Origin of the sequence: Lacunisphaera limnophila (assembly GCF_001746835.1) — a bacterium.
Taxonomy (GTDB): domain Bacteria; phylum Verrucomicrobiota; class Verrucomicrobiia; order Opitutales; family Opitutaceae; genus Lacunisphaera; species Lacunisphaera limnophila.
On sequence record NZ_CP016094.1, the window covers coordinates 1,160,609 to 1,178,328 of the forward strand.

A 17,720-nucleotide genomic window follows, 5' to 3' on the forward strand; every position below is an offset into this window, starting at 1 on the left:
TCAGAGCGCCTTCTGCACCAGCTCCTCGTACTTGTCGTGCGCCCAGGCGCCGCTCTTCTGGTGGATGATCCGGCCGTCACGACCGATCAGGAACGTGGTGGGAATGGAATTGAAACCCCCGAACGCGTCCACGGCTTCGTTGTCACCCATGACGATGGTGTAATCCATGCCGCGCGCCTCGACGAATTTCTTCACGTGGGCCGGGCCCTTCTGGTCGAGCGACACCCCGACGATCACGAGGCCGTCCTTGCCGTATTTCTTCTGCAACGCGATGTAGCCCGGGATCTCCTGGATGCAGGGGCCGCACCACGTGGCCCAGAAGTCCACGACGACCACCTTGCCCTTGAGGGCCGCGAGGCTGACCTCGGCGCCGGCGAGATCCTTGAACACGAGCGCCGGGGCGGCCTGGCCGGTCAGGGTGCCCTGGGCCAGGGCGGCGGCGGGCAGCAGCCCGAGGCAAAGGATCACGCAGAGGGAGCGGAGGAGTGTTTTCATGGGATCAAAATAGGAGGCACGAAGCGGACGTTTGTTCCCGCCTGGCGTGACCTGGTCGCCCGCGGGCGCTCAGGCCTTGGTGGCGGCCTCGGCGGCCGCGCCCTCGGTGGCGAGCATCTCGACGAACTTCCGCATCGCGGGCGTGAGCACGCGGCCCTTGCGGTGGAGGATCGCGAGCGGGCGGGTGAACTCCTTGCCCTTGAACGGCACGATCGCGAGCGTGCCCTGCCGCAGCTCCTGCTGCACCGTGGCCTGCGGGACGATGGCGATGCCGTGGTCGATCTCCACCGCGCGCTTCACCGTCTCAATGTTGTCGAATTCCATCACCGGGGTGATCTCCAGCTTGTTGTCCCGGAAAATCGTGTCCACCGCCTTGCGGGTCGGGATGTCGGGGTCGAAGCCGATGAATTTCTGGCCGGCGAGCGTCTTGAGGTCGACCTCCGTGCCCTTGGCGAGCGCGTGGTTGGGGTGCGTGATGAGCACGAGCCGGTCGTTGCGGAACGGCAGCATCTCGATCTGGCGGTGCTTCTGCGGGAAGGCGACCAGGCCGAAGTCCACCGCGTTGTGCAGGATGTCCTCGTACACCAGGTTGGAACGGCGGTACTCGATGCGCACGTTCACCGAGGGAAAAGCGTGCAGGAAGTTTTTCACGTAGGGCGGCAGCTCGTGCAGGCCGATCGAGTAGATGGTCGAGATCCGGATCGTGCCGCTGATGACCTTCTTCATCTCCTGCAGCTCGCTCTCGAGCTTCTCATACACGTGCAGGATTTCCTTCGCCGACTCGTAGATCCGCTGCCCCTCGCGCGTCAGGTTGAACTGCTTCTGACTGCGATCAATCATCAGCGTCTTGAAGTTGCGTTCCATGGCCCGCGCCTGCTGGCTGACGGCGGATTGCGTGATGCCATTGAGTTTGGCCGCCTTGGAAAAGCTTTTGGTTTCGACCAGGTCGGCGAAGATTTTGAAGTTCTCGATTTGCATGCCGCGTGTATTATTCCGACGCAGCATAAACCTTACTTATCGCCAATCCATCCTAAAAGCTCTGCTCATAGATGTTTATCGAATACGATATCTTTTCCCAACGGGCTGATGCATTGCGCGCGCGAATAGCCTCCGCCTGCGCCACGGCCGGTCGCAACCCCGCGGAGGTCACGCTCTTACCCGTGACCAAGACCCACCCCGCCGCCGCGGCCGACTACGCTGCCCGCTACGGTTTTGCCGCCGTGGGCGAGAACCGCGTGCAGGAAGCGGCCGAAAAACGCCCCCTCGCCCCCGCCACTCTCCGCTGGGAGCTCATCGGCCACCTCCAGTCCAACAAGGCCCGGCTCGCCGTCACCCACTTCGCCCGCATCCAGAGCGTGGACAGCGAGAAACTCCTCCTCGTCCTCGACCGCGCCGCCGGCGAACTCGGCAAAAAACTGCCTGTGCTCCTCCAGATCAACGCCGGCAACGATCCCGCCAAATTCGGCGTCGACCCCGCCGACGCCCCCCGCCTGCTGGAATCCGCCCTCGCCCTCCCCCACCTGCAAGTGGACGGTCTGATGACCATCGCCCCGCTCTCCGACGACCCGACCGTAGCCCGGCGGACCTTTGCGAATTTACGCACGATCCGCGACCAACTCGTCACCCACACCGGGGCCACCCTGCGGGAACTCTCCATGGGCATGACCGGCGACCTCGAGGCCGCGGTCCTGGAGGGCAGCACGCTCGTGCGCATCGGCACCGCCCTCTACGGGCCGCGGTAACGGGGGACGGCCCCGACCGACGCTAGAAAAATATTCATCCCGGCCCCCACTTTCCCCGTTGCCCCGCCGGGTGATCCGATTTCGCTCACATACGTGGATGCGTCACCCTTCACGGCCGAGCAACGGGCGGCCCTCACCGGCCTGCTCGATGACCCGTCGCCGGTGGTGCGCCAGTCCCTGCTCGTGCATTTCGCCCGGCACGGCCGCGCCAGCGTCGATTTTCTCCGCCACGTCGCCAGCCAGCCCGACCCCGCCCTGGCCCTGCATGCCCAAAATTTCCTGCGGGAGCTCAACTTCGCCGATCCGGTCGCCGAGTTCCGCGGTTTCATCCGCTCGCTCAACTACGAGCTCGAGACCGGCGCCCTCCTCCTCAGCCGCACGATCAACCCCGACCTCGACATTGGGGCGAACTGCACCCGCCTCGACACCCTGGCCGCCCGCTGCCGCGAACTCATCGCCGAGCCCGCCACCGTCCGCGACAAGTGCCGCGTGATCAACCGCGTCCTCTTCCACGAGTACGCCCTCCGCGGCAACACCGAGCACTACGCCGACCCGCTCAACAGCTTCCTCGACCAGGTCCTGATCCGGCGCCAAGGCCTGCCGATCTCCCTGTCCATCGTTTATCTCCTGGTGGCCGAGCGCCTCGGCCTCACGCTCGAGCCCGTCGGCCTGCCCGGCCATTTCCTGGTCGGTTGCTACGCCGAGGACCTGCCGTTCTACATCGATGCCTTCAACGGCGGCCGCTTCCTCGCCGCCAGCGAGGCCGTCGCCCTCGTGCGCCAGCAGACCGACCACCCCACCCTCGCCGACCTGGCTCCCACACCCATCCGCGAGGTGCTCTGCCGCTGCTGCCGCAATCTCGTGCATCATTACTCCGCGGCCCAGGACCCCGACCGCGCCCGCCTCTTCGCCGAGTTCGTCGCCGAGTTCGAGTCCACCTACGAGCGCCACGCCCAGCCGTAGAGCGCCTGGCGGCGGGGTGCCCCCACCCCGCGGAACGCCAGTCACGCCACGCCTCACCGGGTGCAGACACCCCGCCGGCTAAAGATCAGGCTCGTTCTCCGTGGCGAAACGGATTTCCCTCCCGAGGCCGCATGAGCGCCGCCGAGTCCACCCACACCCTCGACCATCTGTCCGCCTGGACGCATGCCGGTCCCTCCCTCGCCGTGCTCGGCCACCCGATCCGGCACTCGGTGAGCCCGGCCATGCACAACGCCGCCCTCGCCGCCCTCGCCGCCCGCGACCCTGCCTACGCCGCCTGGAAATATTTCCGCTTCGAGGTGCCCCCCGCCGAACTGGCCGCCGCCCTCCCCCGGTTCCATGCCGCCGGCTTCCACGGCCTCAACCTCACCGTGCCGCACAAGATCCTCGCCTTTGATCTGGTCGCGGAGATCGATCCGTCCGCCACCGCCATCGGTGCCGTCAACACCCTGCTCCGTACCGCCACCGGCTGGCGCGGCTACAACACCGACGGCCACGGCCTGGCCGCCGCCCTCCACGCCGATCTCGGCGTGGACCTCGCCGGCGCAGACGTCGTGCTCCTTGGCGCCGGCGGCGCGGCCCGCGGCGCCGCGGTCGAATGCCTGCGGAAAAAATGCGCCTCGCTCTGGATCGCCAATCGCACCCGCGCCAATCTCGATGCCCTCCTGGCGGCCCTGCGCCCGCTCGCCGGCACGATCCCGGTGTATGGTTTCGATCCGGTGCATCCCCCCGCCGCGCTCCCCGCCGGCGCCGTGGTGATCAACGCCACCTCCGCCGGCCTCAAGCCCGGCGAGCCCGCGCCAATCGCATTGCCCCGCCTCCCCGCCGGCCTCAGGGTCTACGACATGGTCTATAACCCGCCGCAAACCGCCCTGCTGCGCGACGCCGCGGCGCGCGGCCTGTCCCACGCGAACGGCCTCTCCATGCTCGTGCATCAGGGCGCGCGCTCCCTCGAAATCTGGACCGGCGTCACCGCGCCGGTGTCCGTGATGCACGCGGCCGCCACCGCCGCCCTCGCATGATCGACCACCTGCAGGAAATCAACCTCATCGCCCCCTGGTTCTTCCCGCTCTGGGTCGGGCTGACCGGCGCGTGCATCGGCAGCTTTCTCAATGTCTGCATCTACCGCATCCCGCAGGGCCGGTCGGTGGTGACACCCCGCTCGCACTGTGGCTGTGGCACGATGATCGCCTGGTACGACAATATTCCGGTCCTCAGCTGGTTTCTGCTGCGCGGCCGGGCGCGCTGCTGTGGCCGGCCTTTCAGTTTCCGTTACCCCGCCATCGAGCTGCTGACCGCGGCGCTCTTCGTCGCCTGCTGGCGACTCTTCCCACCCGGCCAGGCGTTCGCCGGGGCCGTACTCTGCTGCATCGTGATCTGCGCCCACTTCATCGATCACGATCACATGATCATCCCCGACGTGTTCACGCTCGGCGGGGCCGCGGTGGGTGTGCTCCTCTCCCTCCTCCTGCCCTCCCTCCACGGCCACACGCACGAAATCTGGCTGGTCGCCGGCCTGCGCTCCGGGGTCGATGCCGTCCTCGGCGTCTTCATCGGCTCCGCCCTCATTCTCTGGGTCGCCCTCTTCGCCGAGGTCCTCCTCAAGAAGGAAGCCATGGGCTTCGGCGACGTGAAATACCTCGGCGCCCTCGGCGCCTTTGTCGGCTGGCAGGGTGCGGTCTTTGGCCTGTTCGGCGGCGCCATCCTGGGCTGCATCTGGTTTATCGGGGCCTACGGCTGGCAGAAGCTCACCGGTCGGGCCTCCCCGGTCGCCCTGCCTGCCGAAACCCCGGAAGGCCAGCCCGCCGAACTCGGCTTCGGCGTCCACGTCCCCTTCGGCCCCATGCTCGGCCTGGCCGCGCTGATCTACTTCTTCTGGGCCCACCGGATGGTCGACGCCTACTTCGCGGAACTGGCGCTGCTACTGTGACCCCGGCGCCGGCGGCACCTTGCCCTGGCGGCCGTCCACCAGGATCTGGAGCAACTGGGCCAGCGCGGCCTCGCGGCTGATCCCCCGCTCCGCGGCCCGCTGGTCCGCGCGCTTCAACAGCTGACTCGCCATGGTCGCGGCCTGCTCCGGCGGGGCGCCGAGCCGGACACACAGGGTCGTGATTTTCTCGAGCTCAGACACGGCGGAGAATCGTGAGACTACCCTCGCCCCCGGGCGCGAGGCCCAGCGGCGCGGCCGGATCAAGCTGCACGAGCGAGAGCATCGCCATCGCAAGAAAATTGCCCCCGTCCGCCGCGCCAGACCGCACCTCGCCGGCCTTGCGTTCGCCCTGGTACAAAACTGTGCCCGGCGCCGGCGGCGCACCCACGCCACCCACCACATGCAGCGCGCGGCGCACCTGGCCGAGATTCTTCAAACGCGCCATTACTTCCTGTCCCAGGTAACAGCCCTTCGTGTAGGAAATCGCGACCTCGTCGAGGGCGCCCTCGGCCGGCAGATCGCGCGGACCGAGATCGGCGGGTACACTTGGCATCCCCGCGCGCAACCGCGCCAGTTCCGCGGCCGCGCGGTCACCCACGACGGCAAAGTGTCTGACCTGCGCGAGCAGCGCTTCCGCCTGCGCGGCCGGCACGAGGATTTCCCCGGCGCCCACCCCGGCGCGACGACTCGGAAACCCCACCGCACCCACCGGCAAAGGGAACACGGGTTTATTGTCGCCCCACAACAGCACGCTGACCCACTCGCCCGTCTCGTCGTGCAGCTCCACTTCATCCGCGATCAAGTATGCTTCGAGGCGCGCTTGGAGCACCGCCGCTGGTGCAGTAAGGGAAATCACTAGGTATTCATTCTCGGCTATCTGTTGGATATGACTGTCGGCCAATACTTTGCCTTTTTGATCCAGCCAAAGCCCGTAGCACGGACCCATTTTCGCCTGTTTCAGGTCCTGCGTGAACTGTCCCTGCAAATAGCTATTAGCATCAGGCCCTCGGACGCGGAGCACAGCTGATGTAAACTTTAAGTCGTTGTCTGTCAGTAGATAGTTCACTGCATTTCTGGGCCTATAGTTGGCACGGGACCAGCTTTATCAAGTGTGTTCTCTGAAAAGTCCTGCGAACCATTTGACGGAAGGCAGGAACAAAGTATCAGTCTCCATATCCAATTTAAACACTTCTCCCGCCTAGCGGGAGTTTTGGGGTAACTAAGAAAGCAATGGCCGGTCGTGTAGGGGTACACGACCGGCCTTTTCTTTGCCCAAGTTCCAGAGTGCGTCACGAACCAAGCCGAGGCTTGCCCCGCCCGGGACCCTTTGCAGGGTTGGCCCCCTGTGCAGAAAACATCGGACATCAATGTCGTCGAAACCCGGGCCCTGCCTTCGCCGGCCGCCCTCCTGAGCGAGATCCCCAAGACCGAATCCCAGGCCGAGTTCATCGCCAAGGCCCGCAGCGAGATCCACCGGCTCATCTTCACCGACGACAAGCGCTTCCTGCTTATCATCGGCCCGTGCTCGATCCACGACCCCGAGGCCGGTCGCGACTATGCCCGCCGCCTCGCCGCCCTCTCCCGCGAGGTCTCCGACCGGATCATGATCGTCATGCGGGTCTACTTCGAGAAACCCCGCACGACCGTCGGCTGGAAGGGCCTCGTCATGGACCCGCACCTCGACGGCTCCCACGACATCGCCGCCGGCCTGCGCCTCGGGCGGATGTTCCTGCGCGACGTGCTCGATCTCGGCCTCCCCACCGCCACCGAGTTTCTCGACCCGATCACACCGCAATATGTGGCCGACCTCGTCTGCTGGGGCGCCATCGGCGCCCGAACCACCGAGTCACAGACGCACCGCCAAATGGCCTCCGGCCTGTCCATGCCCCTCGGTTTCAAGAATGGCACCGACGGCTCGATCCAGACCGCCATCAACGCCATCAAGGCCGCCGGCCAGCCGCAGACTTTCCTCGGCATCAACCTCGACGGCGCCTCATCCGCCATTGTCACCCGCGGCAATCCCAACTGTCACATCGTCCTCCGCGGCGGCGCCGGTGGCCCCAACTATTCTCCTGAACACATCGTCCGCACCGAGGAGATCCTCGCCAAGGCCGGGCTGCCGAAATCCATCCTCGTCGACTGCTCGCACGACAACTCCGCCAAGAAGCCCGAGCTCCAGCCCGACGTGATGCGTGCCCTCCTCGCCCAGATCACCGCCGGCAACCACTCCATCATGGGCGCCATGGTCGAGAGCAACCTCGGCGCCGGCAGCCAGCCTTTCCCGCAGCCCAAGGAAAAACTCCGCTATGGCGTGAGCATCACCGACGGCTGCATTGACTGGACCGCCACGGAGGTCATGGTCCGCGAGATCCACGCCACCCTCGCTCCGCTCTTTCGCTGAGCCGGGTACCGCGGTCGCCACGTTCCCTCCAAAACCGCCCAGCCTTCCGCAATTCGTGCGTTTCACCGCACCCGGTTTTCTGGTTAACTCTTTCCCCTCAACCCTATGAAAGCACCCATTCGTGTCGCAGTCACCGGCGCCGCCGGCCAGATCGGTTACGCTCTCCTCTTCCGCATCGCCTCCGGCGCGATGTTCGGCCCTGACCAACCGGTCATCCTCCAGCTCATCGAGGCCCCGATCGAGAAGGCGCTCCTCGCCCTCAAGGGCGTCGCCATGGAGCTCGACGACTGCGCCTTCCCGCTGCTCAAGGGCATCGTCCAGACCTCCGACGCCAGCGTCGGCTTCAAGGACGCCAACTGGTGCCTGCTCATCGGCGCCAAACCCCGCGGCCCCGGCATGGAGCGCGCCGACCTCCTCAAGGATAACGGCAAGATCTTCATTGAGCAGGGCAAGATCATCGACGCCGTCGCCGCGGCCGATGCCCGCGTTGCCGTCGTCGGCAACCCCGCCAACACGAACTGCATGATCGCCGCCTCCCAGGCCAAGCGCCTCCCGGCCGACCGCTTCACCGCCATGGTGCGCCTCGACCAGAACCGCGCCCAGACCCAGCTCGCCCAGAAGGCCGGCGTCGACCTCACCGCCGTGAAGGACATCTTCATCTACGGCAACCACAGCCCCACCATGTTCCCGGCCTTCGCCCACGCGACGATCAACGGCCAGCCCGCCGCCTCGGTCATCAACGACCAGGCCTGGCTCCAGGGACCGTTCTGCGAGACCGTCGGCAAACGCGGCGCCGCCATCATCGCCGCCCGCGGCCTGTCCTCGGCCGCCTCGGCCGCCAATGCCCTCGTCGACCATGTCCGCTCCCTGGTGACCCCCGGCGCCATCCACTCGATCGCCGTGAAGTCCAACGGCCTCTACGGCTTCGACGCCAACGTCTGGGCCGGCATGCCCGTGAAGACCACCACCCCCGGCAGCTACGAGGTCATCACCGGCTACGCCATGGATGATTTCGCCAAGGCCAAGATCGCCACGACCAACAAGGAGCTCGTCGACGAGCGCGCCTTCGTGGCCGACATGATCAAGTGACGCGTAGCGTCATCCTGAGCCTGTCGAAGGATTCATCTCTCTCAAGGCGGCCCACTTCGGGCCGCCTTTTTTTGTAGGGGCGTGGCTTGACCACGCCCTTCGCGGGCAGACGCAAGGTCCGTCCCAACAAAAATTACAACAGCCCCGCCAGCACCCGGTCCTTCGTCAGCGCAAACGCCGCCCGCACCGCCAGAAACGCCGTCACCATCTCGCGTGGCGAACCCGCCCGCGGAAATCGCATCTCCAGCGTCGCCCCGTCGCACACGACCTCCGCCGCCACGCCCTCGACCGCCAGCGTGCACTGCCGGCAATCCGACGGATAACTCACCGTCATCGCATCCCCCGCCGGCCGGGCCTCCACCGCGTCTATCACCGCCTCGACCTTCACGCCCTTCGCCAGCGCGAACACGATCGTCGAAAAGGTCCCGGCAAACAACCGGTCGAATTCCTCCAGCTCCACCAGCTCGCCGCTGCGCAGGCTGTGCAGCGTCCGCGACACCCGATAACCCGACGGATCCTCGCGCTCCAAGGCGTAGGCGATTTCCAGCGTGAAATCCTTCGCCGTCAGCACCGCCGTCGGGCTCGTGATGTCCAGCGCCAGGTCCGCCCGCTTGTAGCCGAGCGCTTCCTTCGCCCGCTGGTAGAAATCCTCGCCCTCGCTCGCCAGTTCCGTGGCGCATAGCTTGCCCAGGAAAGCCGTCGTCACCGCGTTGACCGCATCCGGCACCGTGTGATGCGGCTTCCGGAATCCCGCCAGATTCCTGACCGCACCCGTGCCGTGCCCCAGCAGGCTGACCTGGGAGACGAACTTCTTTTCACGATCCGGCGTTTTGCCCATGCCCCGCGAGTGAGGCAGGCGACCGGGAGCGCCGCCAGAAAATATGCCGTCCGCCCAGCCGCATCTCCTCCATCTCGTTCAGGGCCGGTCTCCGCCCGGCCTTTCCTCCACCCCAAAAACAAAAAACGGCGGCCCGAAGGCCGCCGTTTCTTCTTCCACCGCTCAGGCCGTGACGACGTTCGGCTCCTTGCTGCGGAAAAGTTTAACCAACCCGATCACGCACAGGACCGGAATCCAGATGGGCGACAAGGCGACGGTCAGCGCCAGCAGCACCGCCACCAGCAGGGCCACGAGCGAGAGCCCGATGGAACCCAGCACCGCCGCCGCGATCAGGCCGACAATAGCCCCGATGAAAATCACCGGGCTGAGCTTGATCGCCACGATAAGCAGCGCCGCGATCAGCAGGACTTTGAGGAAAGTTTTCATAAGTGATGGAATAACACTCCCCGCCCGCGAAAAGTTGCACCCGGCTGATAATGCCTTGTCGCCCGGATTCTTCCGTGTGTGCTCAGCCCGTGGCCACCGCCCAACCCGTCCCCGTCGTCTGTGCCGTCATCGAGCAGGCGGGCCGCGTGCTCATCGCGCAACGGCCGCTCACCAAGCTCCTGCCTCTCAAATGGGAGTTCCCCGGCGGCAAGGTTGAACCCGGCGAGGACCCCGCCGCCGCCATCATCCGCGAAATCCGCGAGGAACTCGGCTGCACGGTCGTCATCTCCCGGGCCCTCACGCCCTTCATCCACGACTACAAGACGGTGGTCATTCAGATGATCCCGTTTGTCTGCACCCTGGCGCCCGGTTCGCACCCGCCCCACCCCCACGAACATGTCGCGATCGCCTGGCTGCCACCCGTGGAACTGCGGGCCTATGACCTCGCCGCCGCCGATTGGCCCGTGGTGGCCGCACTGACGTAATTCCTGCCCCCGTCCGCCCAAGCGGCCGCTGCTCGATTGATAGTGCGCCGTATGCCGCAGGCCGGTGCTTGTCCTTTACCCGCTTCTGGTTATATCCTGCGCACCTTCTTTCCACCCCCATGAACAACCACCTGTTCCGCACCAGCGTCGCCCTTCTCGGCGGCCTCTGTCTCGCCGCCGGCCTCTACGCCCAAGCCCCCAAGATCAATTTCCCGGCCGCCAGCCCGGCCGCGACGGTCACCCAGCGCGTCGGCCTCACCGACATCCAGATCAACTACAACCGCCCCGGCGCCAAGGGCCGCAAGGTCTTCGGTGGCCTGGTGCCCTACGACCACATCTGGCGCACGGGTGCCAACACCGCCACCAAGATCTCCTTCAGCACCCCCGTGAAGCTCAACGGCACCGAGGTTCCCGCCGGCACCTACGAGCTCTTCACCATCCCCGGCGTCGATGAGTGGACCGTCATCATCCACCAGAACATGTCGCAGTGGGGCGCCTACGCCTACGACGCGAAGAACGACGTCGCCCGCATCAAGGCCAAGCCCACCACCCTCCAGTCCCACCTCGAGACCCTCGCCATCGGCGTCAACGACCTGCGTGACGAGTCCGCCACCCTCATCATCGCCTGGGAAAAGGTCCGCGTCGACGTGACCATCACCGTGGACGTGAAGTCCACGCTCGTCCCCCAGATCGAGGCCGTCATGGCCGCCGGCGGCGACAAGCTCCCCTACGCCTCCGCTTCCATGTATTACCTCGAGAACGGTCTCGACCTCGCCAAGGCCGCCGCGTGGATGGACGCCGCCATCGCCGCCCAGCCCGACGCCTTCTACCTCGTCTACCGCAAGGCCCTCATCCTCGAAAAAATGGGCGACAAGGCCGGCGCCATCGCCACCGCGCAGAAATCCATCGAGGGCGCCAACCTCGCGCCCAGCCCCGCGCTCAAGGAAGAATACCTCGGCCTGAACCAAGCCCTCATGGCCCGCCTGCAGTGATGAGCGCCGGTGCCCCTACGCGGCCCGCCGCGCACCTGGCCGCTCTCACCGTTGGCCTCCTCGCCTTGGCCTCTCCGGCCCCCGCCGAAGAACCCGGCCGTACCCCGGCGATCGTGCAGCAGCTCCGTACTTTCGCCAGCACCGGCACCGTGCTGCACCTCGCCGCTCACCCGGACGACGAGAACACCCAGCTGATCACCGCCATGGCGCGCGGCCGCGGTTACCGTGCGGCCTACCTCTCCATCACCCGGGGCGATGGCGGCCAGAATGAGTCCGGCCCAGAGTTCGGCGAGAAACTCGGCCTGGCCCGCACCCAAGAACTGCTCGCCGCCCGTCGCCACGACGGCGGCCGCCAGTTCTTCACGCGCGCGATCGATTACGGCTATTCCAAATCTCCCGAGGAGGCCCTGCGCATCTGGGACCACGCCGCCGCCCTGGGCGACGTGGTGCGCGTCATCCGCCAATTTCGGCCCGACGTCATCATCACCCGCTTCCCCATCCCGCCGGGCAGCGGCGGCCATGGCCAGCATACCGCCTCCGCCATGCTGGCGGTCGAGGCCTTTAACCTCGCCGGCGATCCCACCGCCTATCCCGAGCAAATCGCCGAAGGCCTGCTCCCTTGGTCGCCCAAACGCCTCGGCTGGAACAGCTGGGCCGGCCGGAGTACCGGGGGCCTGACCGGGCCGACCATCGAATTTGATATCGGTGGCGCGGATCCGGTGACCGGCGAGCCCTTCGGCACCATCGCCAACCAGAGCCGCGGCATGCACAAGACCCAGGGACTCGGTATCTTCGCCGCGCGCACGGGCGGTCCCGGCCCCAATCTGCAGACGTTCCTGTTGCTCGCCGGCGATCCGCCGACCACGGACATCATGGACGGCGTTGACACCACCTGGGCCCGTTTTCCGAGCGGGGCCGCCCTCATCCCGGTCATCGACGAGATCATCGCCCAGTTTCGCCCGGCCGATCCCGCCGCCAGCGTGCCCTCCCTCCTCGCCCTGCGCAGCCGGCTCGACACCCTGCCCGCCGACCCCTTGGTGCGGGAAAAGCGCGGCGATCTCGACCGCATCATCCAGGCCTGCCTCGGTCTCACCGTCGAATCCTTCCTCCCCCGCGCCGAGGTCGTCCCCGGGGAAAAACTGGCGCTCCGCCATGAGGTCTTCATCACCGCAACCACACCCGTCCGCTGGATCGCGCTCCGCTACCCGCTCAACCAGTCAGAGTCGAAGGTTCGCACCACGCTGACCCCGGGGTCCGTTACCGCCCACGCCAGCACCCAATTCCTGCCGGCCACCACCTTGCCCAGCCACCCCTACTGGCTGCGCGACGAAGGCACGGCCGGCATGTTCCAGGTCGCCACGCCCTCCCTGATCGGCGCGCCGGAAAATCCGCCGGTCTTTCCCGTCGAGTTCATCTTCGAGATCGACGGCAAGGTCCTCGTCATCCCCGACCAACCCGTCCAGATCGTTGCCGGTGCACCCGAGGCGCAGCAACGCCGCCCCCTCGCGGCCATCCCTCCGGTCTCTCTCGGCTTCGCCCATCCGATGGAGCTCTTTGCCACCGGGGCCACGAAGCAGGTCACCGTCGAGGTCACCGCCGCCCGCGCGCAGACCGCCGGATCCCTACAACTCGAGGCCGCCGGCTGGACTATCCGGCCATCCGCCCAGTCGTTCACCCTCGCCGCCAGCGGCGACAAGGTCGCGCTGACTTTCGAGGTCACCGCCCCCGCCCAACCCGGCACCGCCCAGCTTTCCGCCTCCGCGAAGATCGGGACCGTCACCTACGGCACCGAACGGTTCGTGCTCAGTTACCCCCATCTGCCCGTTCAACTGCTCCAGCGCCCGGCTCGCAGCCAGGTCGTCGCCTTGGAGGTGCAAACCCGCGGCCGGCGCGTCGGTTATCTCCCGGGGGCCGGCGACAGCACAGCCGAAAGCCTGGTCCAGCTCGGCTACGAAGTCGTCACCCTCAGCGGCCCCGACCTTTCGCCGGAGAAACTCGCCGGGTTCGATGCCGTGGTCATCGGCGTGCGCGCCTTCAACGACCGCGACGACCTCGCCGCCAATCTGCCGGGGCTCTTCGCCTGGGTCGAGGCCGGCGGAACCGTGATCGCCCAGTACAACCGCCCCAACAATCTCAAAGCCACCGCTCTGGGACCCTATCCGCTCTCGATCGAGGGACCGGCCCCGCAGCTCCGCGTGACCGATGAAGACGCCCCCGTCACCTTCCTCGCCCCCGATCACCCGGTGCTCAATACGCCGAACAAGATCACGGATGCCGATTTCACCGGCTGGGTCCAGGAACGCGGCGCCTATTTCCCCAGCAGCTGGGATGAGGCAAAATACACGGCGATCCTGGCGATGAACGATCCCGGCGAGGCCCCGCTGAAAAGCAGCCTGCTCGTCGCCCAACACGGCAAGGGTTGGTTCGTCTACACTGGCCTTTCCTTCTTCCGGCAGCTCCCCGCCGGCCACCCCGGCGCCCACCGCCTCTTCGCCAACCTCGTGTCCCTCGGCCGATGACGCCCGAACCCCCCGATGACGCCCCCGGTGTCCCCGGCTTCCGCACGTGGCGGGGGGTCTACTGGTTCGTCCTCGGCTGCTTCGTCCTTGTCGTCCTCGCGCTGACGCTCTTCTCGCGCTTATTCGCATGACGACCCTCGACTGGATCGTCCTCTTGGGAACCATGCTCGGCATCGCGGGCTACGGCGCCTGGCGCACGCGCCACACCGCGCAGCTCGACACCTACATGAAGGGCAGCCGCACCACCGGCTGGTTCACCATCGGCCTCTCCGTCGCCGCCACCCAGGCCAGCACGATCACCTACCTCTCGCTGCCCGGCCAGGCCTACGAAAACGGCATCGCTTTCATCCAGAATTATTTTGGCCTGCCGCTCGCGCTCATCCTCGTCTGCGCCGTCTTCCTGCCGATCTACCGGAAGCTCGGCGTCTACACCGCCTACGAATACCTCGGCCAGCGCTTCGACCAGAAAACCCGCCTGCTCGGCGCCGGCGTGTTCCTCCTGCAGCGCGGCCTGCAGAGCGGCATCACGATCTACGCGCCGTCCATCATCCTCGCCACCGTGTTCGGCTGGCGCCTCGACTTCATCATCATTGGCATCGGCCTGGTCGCCATCATCTACACCGTCACCGGCGGCAGCGTGGCCGTCAGCCTCACCCAACAGTGGCAGATGGCCGTCATCTTCGGCGGCATGCTCACGGCCTTCATCATCCTGCTCACCAAGCTCCCCGACCACGCCACCGCCATCGCCGGCGCCATGGGCAAACTGCAGGCCGTGGACTACTCGGTTGACCCGCAGGTGCGCTACACCCTCTGGAGCGGTCTGCTCGGCGGCTTTTTCCTTTCCCTTTCCTACTTCGGCACCGACCAGACCCAGGTCCAGCGCTACATCGGCGGATCCGCCCTGCGCGAGGGCCGGCTCGGCCTGATGTTCAACGCCGTGCTCAAGATCCCGATGCAGTTCTTCATCGTGATGCTCGGCGCGCTGCTCTTCGTCTTCTACCAGTTCCAGCCCGACACCCCGCTCGTCTTCAACCGCGCCGCCTGGGAACAGCAGGTCAACGGCGCCCGCGGCGCGGAGTTCCGTGCCCTCGAGGCCCAGCACGCCACCCTGCACGCCGACAAGCTGGCCAAGATCCAGTCCTGGGTGGCCGCGCGCGATCGCGGCGACCCCGCTGCCGAGACCCAGGCGCGGGCCGCGGTGGCCCAAGCCCAGCAAGCCTCCGAATCCGTTCGCGTGCAGGCCCGCACCGCCCTCGCCGCCGCCGCGCCCGAGACGAAACGCACCCGCGACTCCGACTTCGTCTTCATCACCTTCATCACCACCCAGCTGCCCTCCGGCCTGGTCGGCCTGCTCATCGCCGTGATGTTCGCCTCCGCCCTCGGCTCCAAGGCCTCCGAACTCAACGCCCTCGGCACCACTACCACCATCGACCTCTGGCGCCACCTCCGCCCGCTCGCGGCACATGATGAGCAGCGCAACGTCCGCATCGCCAAAGCGTTCACCGCCTTGTGGGGACTGTTTGCCATCAGCTTCGCGCTCTTCGTCAGTTTCGCCGAAAGCCTCATCGAGGCGCTGAACATCGTGGCCTCCATCTTTTATCCCACCCTGCTCGGCATCTTCATCGTGGCCTTCTTCGTGAAGCGGGTCGGCGGCACCGCCGTCTTCTGGGCCGCGCTCACCGCCCAGGCCGTGGTCCTCGCCATCTTCTTCGCCGGCAAGGCCTGGCCCGCCCACGAAATCGGCTACCTCTGGCTCAATCCCATCGGCTGCGCCGCCTGCGTGCTCTTCAGCCTCCTCTTCCAAGCTGTACTCCCCAAGCGGCAGACCGGCTGAGCGCCTCACTTCTTCCTGCTTAATTCTTCCTTCTTCCTTTGCCCGCCTCCCCCATCATCTGCTTTGGCCAGCAACCCTGCGGTTTCTTTCCGCGGCGCTTCCTCTACGCCAAGTTCGTGACCGCCCGGCGCCTCCAGGCCGAGATCGGCGGCGAGATCGTTTTTTTCTACCACGACAGCGACCATGACCCGCGCGAGACCCAGACCACCCTGCGGCACCGCAAGACCGACGCCCCCACGACCCTGAACTTCACCTTCGCCAACAAGGTCCAGCGCAAGTGGTCCCCGCTCGCCGCCAAGCGCATCCCCGCCGACTGGCCCGCACACACCGCCCGGCAGCTCGGCGCCTACGTCAGCCCCGCCGCCGCCACCGTCTTCAAGGGCGTGCAGGCCGCCACCGTCGCGGATTTCTGCCTCGAGATGTATCGCGGCCTCGGCCTGCTCGACGGGATCCGCGTGGTCCGCTCCGCCGATCCCGCCGTGCGCCGCGCGGCCTGCGACATCACCGACTGCTTTGTCGACGTCCCGTACGAGGGTGAAACCGTCCGGGCCCGCCGGATGCCCGACGGCTCGCTCTGCCTGCACGAAGGCGGCGACTCCTACGTGCAGCTTCCCTCCAGCGCCTTCACCAAGGAACAAGTCAGCCCCACGCGGGACACACGATTGCGCTGGATGCAATCCGTGCTTCACTGCACTCACTACATCGCCGGCGCCGGTGAGCAGGCCTACCTGAACCAGGCCGACGCCCCCGAGATCTCTTTCCTAACCCGCGACCCCATTGACCGCTTCGATGAAGCCTGGACCGATTACCCATGACTGACCGTGCCCTGCGCATCGGCATCACCTGCCACCCTTCCGTGGGCGGCAGCGGCATCCTCGCCTCCGAGCTCGGCGAGGAGCTGGCCCAGCGCGGCCACGAGGTCCACTTCATCAGCCACGCCCCGCCCTTCCGCATGCCGCGCAACCGCGAGCGGGTCCACTTCCACCCGGTCCGCGTCAACGATTACGATCTCTTCAAGTATCCCGACTACACCCTGCCGCTGTCCGTGAAGATGGCCGAGGTCGCCGCCGCGCACGCCCTCGACATCCTCCACGTCCACTACGCTGTGCCACACGCCACCGCCGCGATGCTGGCGATGTCGATGTTGCCGCCGGACCGACGCCCGCGCGTGATTGTGACGCTGCACGGGACCGATGTCATGCTGCTCGGCAGCGACGCCGGCTACGGCCCGGCGATCAAGCATGCCCTGGAGGCCGCCGACGGCGTCACCACCGTCTCGCAATTTCTGCAAGGGCAGGTCCGGACCCACCTCGGTTTCACCGGATCCGTCGAGGTCATCCCTAATTTCTTCGCCCCGCAGCCACCCACCCGCACCCGCGATGCCGTGCGGGCCGACCTCGGCCTTGAGCCCGGCGAGGCCATGCTCCTGCACGCCTCAAACCTCCGCCCGGTGAAACGCATCGATCTCCTGCTGCAGACGATCGCGCAGATCCGCCCCCGCGAATCCTTCAAGCTCGTCGTGCTCGCGGGCGGGGACTTCACCCCCTTCGCAGCCGAGGCCGCCAAGCTCGGCCTCACCGACCGCATTGTGGTGCGCGAGAACGTCACCGCCATCGAGGACTACCTCAATGCCGCGGATGCGGCCCTCTTCACCTCCGAGCTCGAGAGCTTCTGCCTGAGCATCCTCGAGGCCATGACCTTCGATTGCCCCAGCGCCGCCTTCGCCGTCGGCGGCATTCCCGAAGTCGTCGAGTCCGGCCTGCACGGCCTGCTCGTCCCGTTCGGTGACACCGCCGCCCTCGCCCGCGCGATCGAGATTCTCATTGCGGATCCCGTCCGCCGCGCCGCCTTGGGCAAGGCCGGCCGCGAGCGCGCCATCGCCCTTTTCTCCGCCGACCGCATTGTCGGCCGCTACGAACAGTATTACCGCGGCCTCTGCGCCGCAAAGGGATAAGCCTCATCGCGGGCGGGGAGCTTGCATTCGTGGT

The 17,720-nt window shown here is 66.8% G+C and carries 19 protein-coding genes; 13 read left to right on the forward strand and 6 right to left on the reverse strand.

Going from position 1 to position 17,720, the window contains the following annotated elements:
- Together Verru16B_RS04815 and Verru16B_RS04820 are read right to left on the reverse strand one after the other, a co-directional pair.
- Entirely contained in the window at positions 1–495 is a 495-nt protein-coding gene (locus Verru16B_RS04815) for a TlpA family protein disulfide reductase (RefSeq protein ID WP_069961225.1), read from the reverse strand.
- A 69-nt stretch (positions 496–564) separates the two neighbouring features.
- A complete protein-coding gene (locus Verru16B_RS04820) occupies positions 565–1,473 on the reverse strand; it encodes a LysR family transcriptional regulator (RefSeq protein ID WP_069961226.1) in 909 nt (302 codons plus the stop codon).
- Positions 1,474–1,544: 71 nt separating this feature from the next.
- Between Verru16B_RS04820 and Verru16B_RS04825 the strand changes: the two genes are divergently transcribed.
- From Verru16B_RS04825 to Verru16B_RS04840, 4 genes are all read left to right on the forward strand, one after another.
- A complete protein-coding gene (locus Verru16B_RS04825; protein WP_069961227.1) occupies positions 1,545–2,237 on the forward strand; it encodes a YggS family pyridoxal phosphate-dependent enzyme in 693 nt (230 codons plus the stop codon).
- A 93-nt stretch (positions 2,238–2,330) separates the two neighbouring features.
- Positions 2,331–3,200, forward strand: a complete 870-nt coding sequence (locus tag Verru16B_RS04830) for a transglutaminase-like domain-containing protein (protein ID WP_069961228.1) — start codon at positions 2,331–2,333, stop codon at positions 3,198–3,200.
- 131 nt (positions 3,201–3,331) lie between these two features.
- Positions 3,332–4,240 carry a shikimate dehydrogenase gene (gene aroE / locus Verru16B_RS04835; RefSeq protein WP_069961229.1) on the forward strand — a complete coding sequence of 303 codons (909 nt, stop codon included), beginning with the start codon at positions 3,332–3,334 and terminating at the stop codon, positions 4,238–4,240.
- Positions 4,237–5,148, forward strand: coding sequence for a prepilin peptidase (locus Verru16B_RS04840; protein WP_069961230.1), 912 nt, complete (start codon positions 4,237–4,239; stop codon positions 5,146–5,148). The genes aroE and Verru16B_RS04840 overlap by 4 nt, the downstream gene beginning before the upstream one ends.
- On the opposite strand, the gene Verru16B_RS04845 is transcribed toward Verru16B_RS04840, so the two are convergent.
- A complete protein-coding gene (locus Verru16B_RS04845; protein WP_069961231.1) occupies positions 5,140–5,349 on the reverse strand; it encodes a hypothetical protein in 210 nt (69 codons plus the stop codon). The genes Verru16B_RS04840 and Verru16B_RS04845 overlap by 9 nt on opposite strands.
- Positions 5,342–6,169 carry a CAF17-like 4Fe-4S cluster assembly/insertion protein YgfZ gene (ygfZ, locus tag Verru16B_RS04850; RefSeq protein WP_169829275.1) on the reverse strand — a complete coding sequence of 276 codons (828 nt, stop codon included), beginning with the start codon at positions 6,167–6,169 and terminating at the stop codon, positions 5,342–5,344. The genes Verru16B_RS04845 and ygfZ overlap by 8 nt, the downstream gene beginning before the upstream one ends.
- A gap of 324 nt (positions 6,170–6,493) precedes the next feature.
- On the opposite strand from ygfZ, the gene Verru16B_RS04855 reads away from it, so the two are divergent.
- Together Verru16B_RS04855 and Verru16B_RS04860 are read left to right on the forward strand one after the other, a co-directional pair.
- Positions 6,494–7,549 carry a 3-deoxy-7-phosphoheptulonate synthase gene (locus Verru16B_RS04855; protein WP_069961233.1) on the forward strand — a complete coding sequence of 352 codons (1,056 nt, stop codon included), beginning with the start codon at positions 6,494–6,496 and terminating at the stop codon, positions 7,547–7,549.
- Between the two features lie 105 nt (positions 7,550–7,654).
- Positions 7,655–8,638 carry a malate dehydrogenase gene (locus Verru16B_RS04860; RefSeq protein ID WP_069961234.1) on the forward strand — a complete coding sequence of 328 codons (984 nt, stop codon included), beginning with the start codon at positions 7,655–7,657 and terminating at the stop codon, positions 8,636–8,638.
- A 133-nt stretch (positions 8,639–8,771) separates the two neighbouring features.
- On the opposite strand, the gene Verru16B_RS04865 is transcribed toward Verru16B_RS04860, so the two are convergent.
- On the reverse strand, positions 8,772–9,476 hold the full coding sequence (locus Verru16B_RS04865) for a hypothetical protein (protein WP_069961235.1): 705 nt from the start codon (positions 9,474–9,476) through the stop codon (positions 8,772–8,774).
- A gap of 162 nt (positions 9,477–9,638) precedes the next feature.
- Positions 9,639–9,902 carry a hypothetical protein gene (locus tag Verru16B_RS04870; RefSeq protein WP_069961236.1) on the reverse strand — a complete coding sequence of 88 codons (264 nt, stop codon included), beginning with the start codon at positions 9,900–9,902 and terminating at the stop codon, positions 9,639–9,641.
- Positions 9,903–9,991: 89 nt separating this feature from the next.
- On the opposite strand from Verru16B_RS04870, the gene Verru16B_RS04875 reads away from it, so the two are divergent.
- From Verru16B_RS04875 to bshA, 7 genes are all read left to right on the forward strand, one after another.
- Complete coding sequence (locus Verru16B_RS04875) at positions 9,992–10,387, forward strand: (deoxy)nucleoside triphosphate pyrophosphohydrolase (RefSeq protein WP_237023468.1); 396 nt, start codon at positions 9,992–9,994, stop codon at positions 10,385–10,387.
- Positions 10,388–10,506: 119 nt separating this feature from the next.
- Positions 10,507–11,379, forward strand: a complete 873-nt coding sequence (locus Verru16B_RS04880) for a DUF2911 domain-containing protein (protein ID WP_069961238.1) — start codon at positions 10,507–10,509, stop codon at positions 11,377–11,379.
- Positions 11,379–13,898, forward strand: coding sequence for a PIG-L family deacetylase (locus tag Verru16B_RS04885; protein ID WP_083270111.1), 2,520 nt, complete (start codon positions 11,379–11,381; stop codon positions 13,896–13,898). Before Verru16B_RS04880 ends, Verru16B_RS04885 begins: the two co-directional genes overlap by 1 nt.
- Complete coding sequence (locus tag Verru16B_RS19030) at positions 13,895–14,029, forward strand: hypothetical protein (protein WP_257785153.1); 135 nt, start codon at positions 13,895–13,897, stop codon at positions 14,027–14,029. Before Verru16B_RS04885 ends, Verru16B_RS19030 begins: the two co-directional genes overlap by 4 nt.
- Positions 14,026–15,732 carry a sodium:solute symporter family protein gene (locus Verru16B_RS04890; protein ID WP_069961239.1) on the forward strand — a complete coding sequence of 569 codons (1,707 nt, stop codon included), beginning with the start codon at positions 14,026–14,028 and terminating at the stop codon, positions 15,730–15,732. The genes Verru16B_RS19030 and Verru16B_RS04890 overlap by 4 nt, the downstream gene beginning before the upstream one ends.
- Positions 15,733–15,770: 38 nt before the next feature.
- Complete coding sequence (locus Verru16B_RS04895; RefSeq protein WP_169829276.1) at positions 15,771–16,547, forward strand: hypothetical protein; 777 nt, start codon at positions 15,771–15,773, stop codon at positions 16,545–16,547.
- On the forward strand, positions 16,544–17,686 hold the full coding sequence (gene bshA, locus Verru16B_RS04900; RefSeq protein ID WP_083270112.1) for an N-acetyl-alpha-D-glucosaminyl L-malate synthase BshA: 1,143 nt from the start codon (positions 16,544–16,546) through the stop codon (positions 17,684–17,686). Before Verru16B_RS04895 ends, bshA begins: the two co-directional genes overlap by 4 nt.
- The last annotated feature ends 34 nt before the right edge of the window (positions 17,687–17,720 follow it).

What these genes read in the sequence shown, in the direction of transcription:
- Verru16B_RS04815 (WP_069961225.1), bottom strand. Translation starts at nt 495, where the DNA reads ATGAAAACACTCCTCCGCTCCCTCTGCGTGATCCTTTGCCTCGGGCTG.
- Verru16B_RS04820 (WP_069961226.1), bottom strand. Translation starts at nt 1,473, where the DNA reads ATGCAAATCGAGAACTTCAAAATCTTCGCCGACCTGGTCGAAACCAAA.
- Verru16B_RS04825 (WP_069961227.1), top strand. Translation starts at nt 1,545, where the DNA reads ATGTTTATCGAATACGATATCTTTTCCCAACGGGCTGATGCATTGCGC.
- aroE (WP_069961229.1), top strand. Translation starts at nt 3,332, where the DNA reads ATGAGCGCCGCCGAGTCCACCCACACCCTCGACCATCTGTCCGCCTGG.
- Verru16B_RS04840 (WP_069961230.1), top strand. Translation starts at nt 4,237, where the DNA reads ATGATCGACCACCTGCAGGAAATCAACCTCATCGCCCCCTGGTTCTTC.
- Verru16B_RS04860 (WP_069961234.1), top strand. Translation starts at nt 7,655, where the DNA reads ATGAAAGCACCCATTCGTGTCGCAGTCACCGGCGCCGCCGGCCAGATC.
- Verru16B_RS04865 (WP_069961235.1), bottom strand. Translation starts at nt 9,476, where the DNA reads ATGGGCAAAACGCCGGATCGTGAAAAGAAGTTCGTCTCCCAGGTCAGC.
- Verru16B_RS04870 (WP_069961236.1), bottom strand. Translation starts at nt 9,902, where the DNA reads ATGAAAACTTTCCTCAAAGTCCTGCTGATCGCGGCGCTGCTTATCGTG.
- Verru16B_RS04880 (WP_069961238.1), top strand. Translation starts at nt 10,507, where the DNA reads ATGAACAACCACCTGTTCCGCACCAGCGTCGCCCTTCTCGGCGGCCTC.
- Verru16B_RS04885 (WP_083270111.1), top strand. Translation starts at nt 11,379, where the DNA reads ATGAGCGCCGGTGCCCCTACGCGGCCCGCCGCGCACCTGGCCGCTCTC.
- Verru16B_RS19030 (WP_257785153.1), top strand. Translation starts at nt 13,895, where the DNA reads ATGACGCCCGAACCCCCCGATGACGCCCCCGGTGTCCCCGGCTTCCGC.
- Verru16B_RS04890 (WP_069961239.1), top strand. Translation starts at nt 14,026, where the DNA reads ATGACGACCCTCGACTGGATCGTCCTCTTGGGAACCATGCTCGGCATC.
- bshA (WP_083270112.1), top strand. Translation starts at nt 16,544, where the DNA reads ATGACTGACCGTGCCCTGCGCATCGGCATCACCTGCCACCCTTCCGTG.